This window comes from Novosphingobium sp. DS6-6 (assembly GCF_057784975.1).
In genome coordinates this window covers 214,729-226,805 of the sequence record NZ_JBYNTS010000001.1, presented here as the reverse complement: position 1 = coordinate 226,805, position 12,077 = coordinate 214,729, and the positions used below count along the sequence as shown (strand labels likewise).

Genomic DNA, 12,077 nt, shown 5'->3' with positions numbered 1-12,077 from the left:
TCATGGAACTGGTTGCGGTCGATATCGGCGGAACGCATGCACGCTTTGCCCTGGCGGGCGTCGCGGGCGGGCGGGTTACCCGCCTTGGTGAAGCGGTCACGCTCAAGACGGCGGAACATGCCAGCTTTCAATTGGCCTGGGAGGATTTCGCCCGCCAGCAGGGCGGATCGTTGCCGCCGGCTTGCGCCATCGCCGTGGCCGGGCCGGTGGGGGGCGAGGTGATCCGGTTCACCAACAACCCCTGGATCATCCGCCCCGCGCTGATCCCTCAGAAGCTGGGGACTGACCGCTATGTCGTGGTCAACGATTTCGCCGCCGTCGCCCATGCCGTGGCCCAGGCCGGGCCGGACCATTTCATCCACCTTTCCGGCCCCGATGCCGCCTTGCCCGAAACTGGCGTCATCAGTGTCGTCGGCCCCGGCACCGGGCTTGGCGTCGCCCAGCTTTGGCGCCACGCCCAAGGCTATCAGGTGCAGCCGACGGAGGGCGGGCACATGGATTATGCCCCGCTCGACGGTATCGAGGACGCCATCCTGGCGCGGCTGCGCAAACGTCACCGCCGCGTCTCGGTGGAACGCGTGGTGGCCGGCCCAGGCATCGTCGATATCTATGAAACGCTGGCCCAGATCGAAGGCACCCCTGTCGTTCCGCGTGACGACAAGGCGATCTGGACTCTGGGCAGCAGCGGCGAAGACAGCCTGGCCGCCGCGGCGATAGACCGGTTCTGCCTGTCGCTGGGCAGCGTGGCGGGCGATTTGGCCCTGGCACATGGCGCCTCGGGCGTGGTGATGGCGGGCGGGCTTGGCCTGCGCATAAGTGACACGCTGGTGCGCTCGGGCTTTGCCGAACGCTTTCGCGCCAAGGGGCGGTTCGAACAGATCATGGCGCAGATGCCGGTCAAGCTGATCACCCACCCCCAGCCGGGCCTGTTCGGCGCTGCCGCCGCCTTCGCGCAAGCCAATCGGAGTTGATCGGCCATGCACGTCGTTCACGATCCTGCGCGCAGGCCGGAAGGGACCATCGCTTTTGACGACTTTCTGAAAGTGGATATCCGCATCGGCACCGTTCTCTCGGCCGAGGAGCTGGCGGGCGCGCGCAAGCCGTCGGTCAAGCTGATGATCGACTTCGGCCCCGGCGTGGGCCATCGCAAAAGCTGTGCCCAGGTGGCCGCGCTCTATGATCCGGCCGGGCTCGTCGGGCGGCAGGTTGTCGCTGTCGTGAACTTTCCCCCGCGCCAGGTCGGCAAGGCCATGTCCGAAGTGCTGACGCTGGGCTTTGCCGACGAACAGGGCCGCGTGGTTCTCGCCGGTCCCGAACGGCCGGTTCCCAACGGCGCGCGGCTGCTGTGACCGTGCCCACGATCTGGACCATCGGCTATGAACAGGCCACGCTCGATGGCGTGATCGGCGCGCTCAAGCGGGCAGGGGTCGAAGTTCTGGCCGATGTGCGCGCCTTGCCCCTGTCGCGCCGCCCCGGGTTCTCCAAGACGGCGCTGGCCGGCGCCCTGATGCAGGCGGGCATTGCCTATGCCCATTTCAAAGCACTCGGCACGCCGGCAGAGGGCCGCGCGGCGGCGCGCCGGCACGATCATGCCGCGCTGGAACGCATCTATGCCGGCCAGCTCGAACTGCCCGAAGCGATCGCCGCCGGCGCGCAGCTTCACGCCCTGGCCCGGGAACAGCGCGTAGCACTGCTATGCTATGAACGCGCCGCCCCGGAATGCCACCGGACATTGCTGCGCCACGCGGTTCTGCCGGAATTTCGGGCAGTGGATCTGGTGCCGGATAACGGTTGACGCAGCCAGGCGCAGCAATGCCTGTTGGCAAGGCATCGCTGATTTCCTCCACGCCGTCCACTCGCTCCCCCGACTGACGTGGAACTTACCGCGTCAGCTCCTCGTCCAGGAACGCCGCTACATCGGCAAGGTCGACATTCTTCGCCAGGAACGTCTGCCCGATGCCGCGCATGAGCAGAAAGGGCAGAATGCCTGCGTCCATCTTCTTGTCGTGCAGCATGTGGTTCTTCAGGGTCTGCCCGTCGCAGCCCAGGGCCAGGGCCTTGAGCGAGGCGGGCAGGCCGACCGCGGCGATATGGGCGGCCACGCGCTCGGCATCCTGGCCGCGCATCAGGCCGGTGCGCGCGGAATAGCGAGCCGCCAGGATCATGCCCAGCGCCACGCCTTCGCCATGGAGCAGCCGGTCGGAAAAGCCGGTCTGGGCTTCCAGCGCATGGCCGAACGTGTGCCCCAGGTTGAGCAGGGCGCGCACGCCGGTGGTCTCCCTTTCGTCGGCCGCCACGATCCGGGCCTTGGCCGCCACGCTGCGGGCGATGGCCTGTGCGCGCGCTTCGGGATCGCCGGCCAGCAGCGCCGGCGCATTCGCCTCGCACCAATCAAAGAACGCGACGTCGTCGATCAGCCCGTACTTCACCACTTCGGCATAGCCGGCGCGCACCTCGCGCAGAGGCAGGGTATCGAGACTGCGCGGATCGGCAAGGACCAGGCTGGGCTGATGGAACGCGCCTACCAGGTTCTTGCCAAGGGCCGTATTGATTGCCGTCTTGCCGCCCACACTGGAATCGACCTGTGCCAGCAGCGTGGTGGGCATCTGGATGAACCCGCAGCCACGCTTGAGAATCGCGGCGGCAAAGCCGGTGAGATCGCCGATCACCCCTCCGCCCAGCGCCACCACGTTATCCTTGCGTTCCACTTCCAGGCTCAGCAGCCAATCGACCACGCGGGCAAGGCTGTCCCATGATTTGGTACCCTCTCCTGCGGGCAGGACGAGCCAGTGCGCCGCGATCCCCTCCGCCGCGAAGCTGGCGTCCACGGTATCGCGCCAGGCGGCAGCCACGTTTTCGTCGGTGACGATGGCGACGTCGCTTCCCCGCAGGAACGGGCGGCACAGCGCTCCGGCGCGGGCCAGCACGCCGTCTTCGATCACCACGTCATAAGGCGCGCCGGCAATGGCGACGGGGATTACAGCCATGCATCAATCGCTTTCAGGATGCGGCCGGCCGTCATGTGATGGGGCATGCTGCCGCTGGTGATATGGATCGCCGCCTGTTCATAGGCCGCGCGGCGCTCCTCGCGCAGGCGGGTGAGGATCTCGCGCGGGTTCCCGGCGCGCAGCAGGGGGCGATTGTCCTTGCGCCCCACGCGCTCGACCAGCGTGTCGATATCGGTATCGAGCCAGACCGATATGGCCCGGTCCAGAATCAGGCGCCGCGTTTCGGGATCGGCGAACGCGCCGCCGCCCGTCGCCAGCACCCTGCACGGGGCCTGGGCCTCGCCATCAAGCAGGCGGGCGATGACGCGACGCTCCCCGCTGCGGAAATAGGCCTCTCCATAGATGGCAAAGATTTCCGGGATCGACATGTGGGCGGCGCGCTCGATCTCCTCGTCGGCATCGACGAACGGCGCCGACAGCAGGCCGGCCAGTTTGCGTCCCACCGTGGTCTTGCCCACGCCCATCATGCCGACCAGCACGACCGGCCGATCGACGCGGCGGGCGATGCGGGCGATTTCCGCCGTGGAAAGAGGTGCGCTGTCGTGCTCCATTGCCGCGCCGGCTATACTTGCGCTAGGGCCAAGCGCAAGCGCTGCGGCGGCTGACAATGTGAACGGTCGGGGATCGATGCAGACAGGCAATGACGAACAGGCGCAAGCCGATCGGCACCGGCACGGCGGCGTCGGCAAGGGCAAGCGCTGGCTCTGGCTGACTGTCTCGGGTGCCCTGGCCATGGCGATACTGGGCGTGCTGGTCGTGGCGGCCTGGAAACTGGGCGGACCACGGCGGGCCGCCTGGATCGAACAGCCGATTGCCGCGCCCGCCGCCAATTCGGGAATCGCACCCAGTTCGGGAATCGCACCATGACACCGCGCCTTTTGCGCCAGGCCCTGCTGGGCTGCATTGCCCTGTCCGGCATGACTGGCGTTCTGCTTGCACAGGAATCCTTGCTGCCGCCCGGATTCGACAAGCCGGCCAGCCCGCCCCCGCGGCCCAGGCCGGCAGCGGCGCCCACCCCCAGGCCCGAGGCAAAGCCCGCCGTCGCGCCAGCGCCCCGGCCGGGCGCCGCAGCCCCGCCGCCTGCCGCTGCTCCATCCCCGGTGATCCAGCCGCTCCCCCTGGCCGACGATGCCGATGTGACCGGCCTTGCCGGCCCGGCAGACCCGCTCGACTCGCTCGATCCGGCAACGCTCGATGCGCTGATCGCCAAGGCCCAGCCCAAATACGACATTCCGCCCAACGTGCAGCGCAGTCTGGCGCGGGTCGGCGTTATCGACGAGGTCGATGGCGGCTTTCCCGCAGCTTCGACCCATTATCTGAACGGCGCCTTTGTCGAGCAGTTGCTGGGCCGCATGCGTGGCCCGGTGGTTTCGCGCTGGGGACATATCCTGCTGCGTCGCGCGCTCGCGAGCCGGATGGACACGCCGGTGGGCATGAACGGCGCCGATTGGGCGGCTCTGCGCGCTGCCTTGCTGCTGCGCATGGGAGAGGCCGATGCCGCGCGCGCCATGGTGCAATCCGTCGATAGCGGGTTCTTCACCCCCGGCCTCGAGGATGCGGCGATGGGCGCGTTCCTGGCCACGGCCGATCCGGTCGGGCTGTGTCCGATCACGGCGCTGACCGCGGCCGCGCGGCAGGGCGTGCAGTGGGATCTCGCCCGCGCCATGTGCTCTGCCTTCACGGGTGATGGGCCGCCGGCCATGGCGCAACTCGATCGCGCGCTGCGCCGTGGCGGCACCGACAAGATCGATATTCTGCTGGCGCAGCGGCTGGCCGGCGCCACATCCGCCACGCGGCGCGCGGTGACCATCGAATGGAACGGGGTCGACCAACTCACGCCCTGGCGCACGGGCCTGGCCTTCGCCGTGGGGATCGAGCCGCCACCGGCCCTGCGCGAACAGGCATGGGCCGATTATGCGATGCTGGCCGTGCGCGCGCCGATGCTGCCGCTGCCGTCGCGCTGCGCGGCGGCCGATGTCGCGGCGGGTCGCGGCGTGCTGTCGAGCGCGGCGATGGTCGATCTTTACAGCCAGTTGGCGGAGATCAACGCCCAGGAAGGGGCGGATCAGGACAAGACCTGGGGGCCGCTGGCGGGCCAGTTGCGCACGGCCTATACAGCGCCCGCCGCTGCCGACAGACTAGCCGCGATCAAGGCGCTCTGGGGCACGCCTGACAATCCCGATCGCGCCTACTCCCGCCTGGTGCTGACGGCCTATGCGGCCGCACGCACGGTGCCCAGCCCGGATCTGTCCGAGGATGCCGGCGGGCTGATCGCTTCGATGCTGACGGCAGGGCTCGATGCCAATGCCCTGCGCTGGGCGCCGGTCGTGGCGGCGGGCAGCGAACCCTGGGGTCTGGTCGCGCTGGCCGCCCCCAGCAAGGTCGCCGCGATCGGTGCCGATACCCTGGACAAGTTCCAAGGCGCGGACGACACCCCGGGCGCGCTGCGCTCGCAGTTCCTGCTCGCCGGCTTGATGGGCCTGGGCCGGGTGGACGATGGAACGGCGCAGGCCTTTGCCGGCCAGCTCAAGATCGACCTTGGCCGCCAGACGCGCTGGACCAGAGCCATCGACGATGCCGCCCGGTCGGGCAATCCCGCGCTCGTGGCCTTGCTTGCCGGCTTTGGCATGCAGGCCACGCGCTGGGACAAGATGACCGCCGTGCATCTTTACCACATCGTTTCGGCCCTGCGCCGCGTGGGTCTCGAAGGTGAGGCCCGGATGATCGCGGCCGAAGCGGTGGCGCGGGTTTGACACCGGCCGGGGCGCCCGCTGTTGCCGCTTTCCTGGCAATGATGGCGGCAGAGCGCGGTGCCGCGGCCAATACCCTTGCTGCCTATGGCCGCGATCTTGCCGATGCCGAACGCATCGTCGGCAACCTGCTCCTGGCCGATCAGGCAGCCTTGACGCAGCTTGCGCAAAGCTGGGCCAAACTTGCCCCCGCCAGCCAGGCGCGCAAGATATCCGCGCTGCGCCAGTTCATGGCCTTTGCCCGGGACGAAGGCCTGCGGGATGACGATCCCTCTGCCGCCATGATGCGCCCGCGCGCCCGGCGCCCTTTGCCGCGCTTGCTCGATCATGCGGAAATCGACCGGTTCTTCAAAACCGCGGAAGCCGATGCCGCGGCCGGCACGCCCGAGGGTGTGCGGCTGCTGGCGCTGGTGGAACTGCTTTACGGATCGGGCTTGCGGGCCACCGAACTGGTGTCCCTGCCACTGTCAGCCCTGCCGCGCGACGTGCCGTTCCTGGCCGTAACCGGCAAAGGCGGGCAACAGCGGCTGGTTCCGGTATCGACGCGCGCGCTGGCGGCGCTGCGCCGCTGGGTCGCCGTGCGCCCGGGGCGATCGCGCCACCTGTTTCCCTCGCCGCGTGGCGGGCACCTGTCGCGCGTGCGGCTGTTCCAGCTGGTGCGCGATCTGGCGGTGCGTGCGGAAATCGATCCGGACAAGGTCAGCCCCCACGTGCTGCGCCACGCATTTGCCACGCATCTGCTCGAAGGCGGCGCCGATCTGCGCGTGCTGCAAACCCTGCTGGGCCACGCCGATATCGCCACGACCGAGATATACACCCATGTCGACGGCGCGCGGCTGGTTGCGCTGGTCAACGAAAAGCATCCCCTGCGCAACGCTCCCGTGCGCGACCCTCGCGTGCGCAACCATTGACCAAACGCGTGCGTATCCCTAGCGCAGGCGCCATGATTTCGTACCTCGAATTCGAAAAGCCGGTCGCCGCCCTGGAAGCCCGTATCGCCGAATTGCGCGATACCGCCGCCGCCAGCGGTGAACTCGACATCGCTGCCGAAATCCGCCGGCTTGAGACCAAGTCGGCCGAACTTCTGGCCAACACCTATCGCGCGCTCACGCCCTGGCAGAAAACCCAGGTCGCCCGCCACCCGTCGCGCCCCCACTTCCGCGATTACGTCGAGCGGATGTTCACCGGGTTCATGCCGCTGGGGGGTGACCGGGTTTTTGGCGAGGATCAGGCGATCGTCGGCGGCTTTGCCCGCCTGGGCAATCGCCGCGTCATGCTGATCGGCCACGAAAAGGGCCACGATACGCAAACCCGCATCCGCCACAATTTCGGCATGGGCAAACCCGAAGGCTATCGCAAGGCGGTGCGCCTGATGGAAATGGCCAGCCGGTTCGGCCTGCCGGTGGTGACGCTGGTGGATACCTCGGGCGCATTTCCCGGCGTGGAGGCAGAGGAGCGGGGCCAGGCCGAAGCCATTGCCCGGTCCACCGAAGCGTGCCTTGCGCTGGGCGTGCCGATGGTCGCCACGATCGTGGGCGAGGGCGGCTCGGGCGGGGCGGTTGCTCTGGCCAGTGCGGAGCGCGTGCTGATGCTGGAACATGCGGTCTATTCGGTCATCTCGCCCGAAGGCTGCGCCTCCATCCTGTGGCGCACCGCCGAAAAGGCGCCCGAAGCGGCCGAAGCCATGAAAGTCACGGCGCAGGATCTGCTGTCACTGGGCGTGATCGACCGGGTCGTGCCCGAACCGGTCGGCGGCGCCCACCGCGATCCGGCGGCTACCTGCACCACGCTGGCGGCGGCAATCGGGGAAGAACTCGATCATCTGGCCGGCAAGAATGCCGACGCACTGCGCGCTTTGCGAGCCGAGCGTTTCCTGCGCATCGGGGCCTGAACAAAGAGGGCCGCCACCATGATGGTGGGCGGCCCTTTTTCAAAAAAGACGGATATTCAAAAAAAAGACGGAGAAAGGCCCCCGCCTTCCTCCGTCCCTTTTCGATCTTTCGCTTGCGCGACAGCCTTACAGCTTGCCGTCCGAAGCGTTGTTCATGTCGTTCGACACGAGGTTGAACGTGTTGCCGAGCGAGTTGCCCAGCGCGCCCATGGCGGTGATGGCAGCAACGGCGATCAGGGCGGCGATCAGGCCGTATTCGATGGCGGTGGCGCCTTCTTCGTCGCGCAGCAAGTCACGGATCAGCTTCATCTTTATTCTCCTGAAGAGGTCTTCTTTTCCCGGCCCGCATCGGTCGTTGATGTCGCTGCGGACAGCGCCGTTTCTAAGCAATAAAACCTAAAATGCGCTTAATGACGTTTGGCCGCATTGGTGGTGTTGGTTTCGACAATGTGCCAAAGCTTGTACAGTTGATTGGTAAACGCATTGAGGCCGAACACGATCGAAAGCCCAAGCGCTCCAACCAGAAGGCCATATTCGACAACCGTCATCGCATCGCTTTCACGTGCGATCTTGCGCAAGAATTCCGGCATCCGACGGCCCCCATGACATGTCCCGACACTGGCATAGCAGGCGACCACCTAAGAAAACCTTGCACCAGACATGGGGGCCTGTTGAACTGGCGCCTTGACCGCTTTCGTACTGGACGGGTCCATGCCATCTGAAACGCCGCTTCTGGTCGTTGCCGCTGCCCTGGTTGCCGGGCAGGGCACGGATCGGCGTCTGCTGCTGCAGCAGCGGCCGCTGGGCAAGCATCATGGCGGTCTGTGGGAATTTCCTGGCGGCAAGGTCGAGCCTGGCGAGGCGCCATCGACGGCCCTGGCCCGCGAACTGCACGAGGAATTGGGCATTGCCGTGAGGCCCGCCGATCTGCATCCGCTGACCTTTGGCGTGCGAGAGGGCGAAGGGCGCGATCTCGTGCTGCTGCTCTATCGCTGCGGCGTCTGGGCGGGCACGCCCGTGGCAGAGCCGGGCGCCGCGCTGCAATGGGTCGGCACCCGGGCCTTGCACGATCTGGCCGCCGCCAGAGCAATGCCGCCGCTGGACATCGCGTTGTGCACAACCGCGCAGAATCTGCTGGCGCCCTGAACAAGATGCTTGCCAATGCGAGCGGTCTGACATAGAGGCCCGGCTTCCCGGCACCCGTAGCTCAGCTGGATAGAGCATCAGACTACGAATCTGAGGGTCGGACGTTCGAATCGTTCCGGGTGCGCCATTCCCTTCGGGCATGGTGCGGGAAAAGGCCTTTGACAGGCCGGACATGGGCAAGCACCCGTAGCTCAGCTGGATAGAGCATCAGACTACGAATCTGAGGGTCGGACGTTCGAATCGTTCCGGGTGCGCCACGTCGGATCAAAGACACGATTGCTTGGCACTGCCGCCGTGGCTCCAACGGCGGCGGCATCCTGCGGACCGTCCTACTCCTGATCGACGGGCATGATCACGGTCAAGCCTGCGCGCGGGGCTTGCCGGCTGGCGCCGGCATGGGGCACCCGGTCGCTTTGCCGGTTCACTTTCCATAACGTCGCCACCATTTGAGCTGCCATGAGGTACGCATTCGAATGCGATGAAAGGCGGTATCGGATCGCCGCGGGTTGCGTCGACGCTGCCGGTTTCAATCATTCTCATTTTATACTAGTATAAACCTCCGCAACCGCCGTCACCGATGCAGATTTCGTCGTTTTGCTGCGTCTTGGGCGTTGCGAAACGCGCGATCATGGTTCAAGGAAAGAGCTGGTTTTGCGAACACGCAAGGCCGTGAGGCTGCCAGAACAAGGATATTGAGACTTGGCCAAGTCCGCCAGGCCGCGTGCCGCCACCCCCCGTGCTGCCGCCCCCCGCGCTTCCGCTCCCAAGCCTGCCGCCGCAGCGGCGTCGCTCCCTGACGTGTCCGCGGCCTTGAGCAGCCCGGTGGAAGACGATGCCACGTTCGCCCTGCGCAGCCTCCAGCAGGCGCACGCGAACAACCGGCGCTATGATGCATCGGATGCCGAACTGCTCAAGTTCTACGAGCAGATGGTGCTGATCCGCCGTTTCGAGGAAAAGGCCGGCCAGCTTTACGGCCTCGGGCTGATCGGCGGCTTTTGCCACCTCTATATCGGCCAGGAAGCGGTGGCGGTGGGCCTGCAGTCCGCGCTCAAGGAAGGGCACGACAGCGTCATCACCGGCTATCGCGACCATGGCCATATGCTGGCCTACGGCATCGATCCCAAAGTGATCATGGCCGAACTGACCGGGCGCGGCGCCGGGATCAGCCATGGCAAAGGCGGGTCGATGCACATGTTCTCGACCGAGCACAGGTTCTATGGCGGCCACGGCATCGTGGGCGCGCAGGTGCCGCTGGGCGCGGGCCTTGCCTTTGCGCACAAGTACCGCGACGACGGCGGTGTGTGCATGGCCTATTTCGGCGATGGCGCGGCCAACCAGGGCCAGGTCTATGAAACGTTCAACATGGCCGCGCTATGGAACCTGCCGATCGTGTTCGTGGTCGAGAACAACGGCTATGCCATGGGCACCGCGGTCAGGCGCGGGTCGGCCGAAACCCATTTCTATCGCCGTGGCACTGCTTTCCGCATTCCCGGCATGCCGGTGAACGGCATGGACGTGCTGGAAGTGCGTCAGGCGGCCGAAGTGGCGCTGGAATACGTGCGCGGCGGCAATGGTCCGGTGCTGATGGAACTCAATACCTATCGCTATCGCGGCCACTCGATGTCCGATCCGGCAAAGTATCGCAGCCGTGAAGAAGTTCAGGAAATGCGCGAGAAGCACGATCCGATCGAAGGCGCCAAGCAGGAACTGCTCAAGCGCGGCGTGAGCGAGGACGCCATCAAGGAGATCGACAAGAAGATTCGCCAGCGGGTGGCCGAGGCCGCCGACTTTGCCGAAAGCTCGCCCGAGCCCGACATGGCAGAGCTCTATACCGACGTGCTGGTGGAGACCTATTGAGATGGCAATCGAACTGAAAATGCCCGCCCTCTCTCCCACCATGGAAGAGGGAACATTGGCCAAGTGGCTGGTCAAGCCCGGTGACGCGGTCAAATCGGGCGATATCCTGGCCGAGATCGAAACCGACAAGGCAACCATGGAATTCGAAGCCGTGGACGAAGGCACGGTCGGCGAACTGGTGGTGGCAGAAGGCACCGAAGGCGTGAAAGTCGGCACCGTGATCGCCACTCTGCAGGGAGAGGAAGAGCCTGCCGCGCCGGCAGCCGAGGCGCCGCCGCCCGCCAATGCTCAGGCCGCCAATGCTCCGGCCGCCAATGCTCCGGCCGTTACCGATCCCGCTGTGGCCGATCCAAAGGCCCAGGCCGCTGCTGCCATTGCGCCGCGTCACGATGCCAAGCCGGCGGCCGATCCCGAGATTCCGGCCGGCACCACGATGGTGCCCACGACCGTGCGTGAAGCTTTGCGCGATGCCATGGCCGAGGAAATGCGCGCCGATCCCGCCGTGTTCGTGATGGGCGAGGAAGTGGCGGAATACCAGGGCGCCTACAAAGTGACGCAGGGCCTGCTCGAAGAATTCGGGGCCAAGCGCGTGATCGATACGCCGATCACCGAATATGGCTTTGCCGGCATCGGCACCGGCGCGGCCATGGGCGGCCTCAAGCCGGTTATCGAATTCATGACGTTCAATTTCGCCATGCAGGCGATCGATCACATCGTCAATTCAGCCGCCAAGACCAATTACATGTCCGGCGGGCAGATGCGCTGCCCCATCGTGTTCCGCGGCCCCAACGGCGCGGCCGCGCGCGTCGGTGCGCAGCACAGCCAGAACTATGGCCCGTGGTATGCCTCGGTGCCCGGCCTGGTGGTCATCGCGCCATATGACAGCGCCGATGCCAAGGGCTTGCTCAAGGCCGCGATCCGCAGCCAGGATCCGGTGGTCTTCCTGGAAAACGAGCTGGTCTATGGCCGCACGTTCGATGTGCCGCAGATCGACGATTTCGTGCTGCCGATCGGCAAGGCCCGCGTCGTGCGCGAAGGCAAGGACGTGACGATCGTTTCCTATTCGATCGGCGTCGGCTTCGCGCTCGATGCAGCCCAGCAACTGGCCGCAGAAGGCATCGATGCCGAAGTGATCGATCTGCGCACCCTGCGTCCGCTGGACAAGGAGGCCGTGCTGGCCAGCCTTGCCAAGACGAACCGCATGGTCGTTGCCGAAGAGGGCTTTCCGGTCTGTTCGATCGCGTCGGAAATCATCGCGATCGCCATGGAGGAAGGCTTCGATCACCTCGATGCCCCGGTCCTGCGCGTGTGCGACGAAGACGTGCCGCTGCCCTATGCCGCCAATCTCGAAAAGGTTGCGCTGATCGATGCGGGCAAGATTGTGGCCGCGGTAAAGAAGGTCTGCTACCGCTGAAGCGCGGGCGG

Annotated in this window: 15 protein-coding genes and 2 tRNA genes; 12 read left to right on the top strand and 5 right to left on the bottom strand. The window is 66.3% G+C overall.

The annotated features are described in order from the left end of the window. Positions 1 to 2 precede the first annotated feature (2 nt). Genes AC3EDY_RS01075 through AC3EDY_RS01065 form a run of 3 tightly spaced genes read left to right on the top strand, consistent with a single transcriptional unit; the run spans position 3 to position 1,795 of the window. A complete protein-coding gene (locus AC3EDY_RS01075) occupies positions 3 to 971 on the top strand; it encodes a glucokinase (protein ID WP_488570594.1) in 969 nt (322 codons plus the stop codon). 6 nt (positions 972 to 977) lie between these two features. Beyond that, positions 978 to 1,349 (top strand): tRNA-binding protein, encoded by a 372-nt coding sequence (locus AC3EDY_RS01070; protein WP_488570593.1) that lies wholly within the window; start codon positions 978 to 980, stop codon positions 1,347 to 1,349. Then, a complete protein-coding gene (locus AC3EDY_RS01065) occupies positions 1,346 to 1,795 on the top strand; it encodes a DUF488 domain-containing protein (RefSeq protein WP_488570592.1) in 450 nt (149 codons plus the stop codon). The genes AC3EDY_RS01070 and AC3EDY_RS01065 overlap by 4 nt, the downstream gene beginning before the upstream one ends. Positions 1,796 to 1,880: 85 nt before the next feature. Here the strand turns inward: AC3EDY_RS01065 and aroB are convergent, their stop codons facing one another. Then, positions 1,881 to 2,987: a 3-dehydroquinate synthase gene (gene aroB, locus AC3EDY_RS01060; RefSeq protein WP_488570591.1), complete on the bottom strand. Its 1,107-nt coding sequence runs from the start codon at positions 2,985 to 2,987 to the stop codon at positions 1,881 to 1,883. Continuing rightward, positions 2,978 to 3,559, bottom strand: coding sequence for a shikimate kinase (locus AC3EDY_RS01055; RefSeq protein WP_488570590.1), 582 nt, complete (start codon positions 3,557 to 3,559; stop codon positions 2,978 to 2,980). The genes aroB and AC3EDY_RS01055 overlap by 10 nt, the downstream gene beginning before the upstream one ends. Positions 3,560 to 3,635: 76 nt before the next feature. On the opposite strand from AC3EDY_RS01055, the gene AC3EDY_RS01050 reads away from it, so the two are divergent. The 4 genes from AC3EDY_RS01050 to AC3EDY_RS01035 are packed head-to-tail and all read left to right on the top strand — an operon-like array spanning position 3,636 to position 7,649. After that, positions 3,636 to 3,875, top strand: coding sequence for a hypothetical protein (locus AC3EDY_RS01050; protein ID WP_488570589.1), 240 nt, complete (start codon positions 3,636 to 3,638; stop codon positions 3,873 to 3,875). After that, a complete protein-coding gene (locus AC3EDY_RS01045) occupies positions 3,872 to 5,761 on the top strand; it encodes a hypothetical protein (RefSeq protein WP_488570588.1) in 1,890 nt (629 codons plus the stop codon). Before AC3EDY_RS01050 ends, AC3EDY_RS01045 begins: the two co-directional genes overlap by 4 nt. A 38-nt stretch (positions 5,762 to 5,799) precedes the next feature. Next, the gene (locus AC3EDY_RS01040) at positions 5,800 to 6,669 is read left to right on the top strand and encodes a tyrosine recombinase (RefSeq protein WP_488570587.1); all 870 of its coding nucleotides are present in this window, start codon (positions 5,800 to 5,802) and stop codon (positions 6,667 to 6,669) included. A 32-nt stretch (positions 6,670 to 6,701) separates the two neighbouring features. Further along, positions 6,702 to 7,649 carry an acetyl-CoA carboxylase carboxyltransferase subunit alpha gene (locus tag AC3EDY_RS01035; protein WP_488570586.1) on the top strand — a complete coding sequence of 316 codons (948 nt, stop codon included), beginning with the start codon at positions 6,702 to 6,704 and terminating at the stop codon, positions 7,647 to 7,649. 126 nt (positions 7,650 to 7,775) lie between these two features. Here the strand turns inward: AC3EDY_RS01035 and AC3EDY_RS01030 are convergent, their stop codons facing one another. Then, the gene (locus AC3EDY_RS01030) at positions 7,776 to 7,958 is read right to left on the bottom strand and encodes a Flp family type IVb pilin (protein WP_488570585.1); all 183 of its coding nucleotides are present in this window, start codon (positions 7,956 to 7,958) and stop codon (positions 7,776 to 7,778) included. Positions 7,959 to 8,056: 98 nt separating this feature from the next. Continuing rightward, positions 8,057 to 8,239 carry a Flp family type IVb pilin gene (locus tag AC3EDY_RS01025; RefSeq protein ID WP_488570584.1) on the bottom strand — a complete coding sequence of 61 codons (183 nt, stop codon included), beginning with the start codon at positions 8,237 to 8,239 and terminating at the stop codon, positions 8,057 to 8,059. Between the two features lie 94 nt (positions 8,240 to 8,333). Between AC3EDY_RS01025 and AC3EDY_RS01020 the strand changes: the two genes are divergently transcribed. The 3 genes from AC3EDY_RS01020 to AC3EDY_RS01010 all read left to right on the top strand — a co-directional run bounded on the left by AC3EDY_RS01020 (position 8,334) and on the right by AC3EDY_RS01010 (position 9,052). Beyond that, positions 8,334 to 8,795: a (deoxy)nucleoside triphosphate pyrophosphohydrolase gene (locus AC3EDY_RS01020; protein ID WP_488570583.1), complete on the top strand. Its 462-nt coding sequence runs from the start codon at positions 8,334 to 8,336 to the stop codon at positions 8,793 to 8,795. A gap of 50 nt (positions 8,796 to 8,845) precedes the next feature. Then, positions 8,846 to 8,922 (top strand) — tRNA-Arg (locus tag AC3EDY_RS01015). A gap of 53 nt (positions 8,923 to 8,975) precedes the next feature. Continuing rightward, positions 8,976 to 9,052, top strand: a tRNA-Arg gene (locus tag AC3EDY_RS01010). A 72-nt stretch (positions 9,053 to 9,124) separates the two neighbouring features. Here the strand turns inward: AC3EDY_RS01010 and AC3EDY_RS01005 are convergent. Next, a complete protein-coding gene (locus AC3EDY_RS01005; protein WP_488570582.1) occupies positions 9,125 to 9,253 on the bottom strand; it encodes a hypothetical protein in 129 nt (42 codons plus the stop codon). Positions 9,254 to 9,641: 388 nt separating this feature from the next. Between AC3EDY_RS01005 and pdhA the strand changes: the two genes are divergently transcribed. Beyond that, positions 9,642 to 10,652 carry a pyruvate dehydrogenase (acetyl-transferring) E1 component subunit alpha gene (gene pdhA / locus AC3EDY_RS01000; protein ID WP_488570839.1) on the top strand — a complete coding sequence of 337 codons (1,011 nt, stop codon included), beginning with the start codon at positions 9,642 to 9,644 and terminating at the stop codon, positions 10,650 to 10,652. A 1-nt stretch (position 10,653) separates the two neighbouring features. After that, positions 10,654 to 12,066, top strand: coding sequence for a pyruvate dehydrogenase complex E1 component subunit beta (locus AC3EDY_RS00995; protein ID WP_488570581.1), 1,413 nt, complete (start codon positions 10,654 to 10,656; stop codon positions 12,064 to 12,066). The last annotated feature ends 11 nt before the right edge of the window (positions 12,067 to 12,077 follow it).

What these genes read in the sequence shown, in the direction of transcription:
- AC3EDY_RS00995 (WP_488570581.1), top strand. Translation starts at nt 10,654, where the DNA reads ATGGCAATCGAACTGAAAATGCCCGCCCTCTCTCCCACCATGGAAGAG.
- AC3EDY_RS01055 (WP_488570590.1), bottom strand. Translation starts at nt 3,559, where the DNA reads ATGGAGCACGACAGCGCACCTCTTTCCACGGCGGAAATCGCCCGCATC.
- AC3EDY_RS01025 (WP_488570584.1), bottom strand. Translation starts at nt 8,239, where the DNA reads ATGCCGGAATTCTTGCGCAAGATCGCACGTGAAAGCGATGCGATGACG.
- AC3EDY_RS01005 (WP_488570582.1), bottom strand. Translation starts at nt 9,253, where the DNA reads ATGGCAGCTCAAATGGTGGCGACGTTATGGAAAGTGAACCGGCAAAGC.
- AC3EDY_RS01050 (WP_488570589.1), top strand. Translation starts at nt 3,636, where the DNA reads ATGCAGACAGGCAATGACGAACAGGCGCAAGCCGATCGGCACCGGCAC.
- aroB (WP_488570591.1), bottom strand. Translation starts at nt 2,987, where the DNA reads ATGGCTGTAATCCCCGTCGCCATTGCCGGCGCGCCTTATGACGTGGTG.
- AC3EDY_RS01035 (WP_488570586.1), top strand. Translation starts at nt 6,702, where the DNA reads ATGATTTCGTACCTCGAATTCGAAAAGCCGGTCGCCGCCCTGGAAGCC.
- AC3EDY_RS01045 (WP_488570588.1), top strand. Translation starts at nt 3,872, where the DNA reads ATGACACCGCGCCTTTTGCGCCAGGCCCTGCTGGGCTGCATTGCCCTG.
- AC3EDY_RS01030 (WP_488570585.1), bottom strand. Translation starts at nt 7,958, where the DNA reads ATGAAGCTGATCCGTGACTTGCTGCGCGACGAAGAAGGCGCCACCGCC.
- AC3EDY_RS01040 (WP_488570587.1), top strand. Translation starts at nt 5,800, where the DNA reads ATGATGGCGGCAGAGCGCGGTGCCGCGGCCAATACCCTTGCTGCCTAT.
- AC3EDY_RS01070 (WP_488570593.1), top strand. Translation starts at nt 978, where the DNA reads ATGCACGTCGTTCACGATCCTGCGCGCAGGCCGGAAGGGACCATCGCT.
- AC3EDY_RS01075 (WP_488570594.1), top strand. Translation starts at nt 3, where the DNA reads ATGGAACTGGTTGCGGTCGATATCGGCGGAACGCATGCACGCTTTGCC.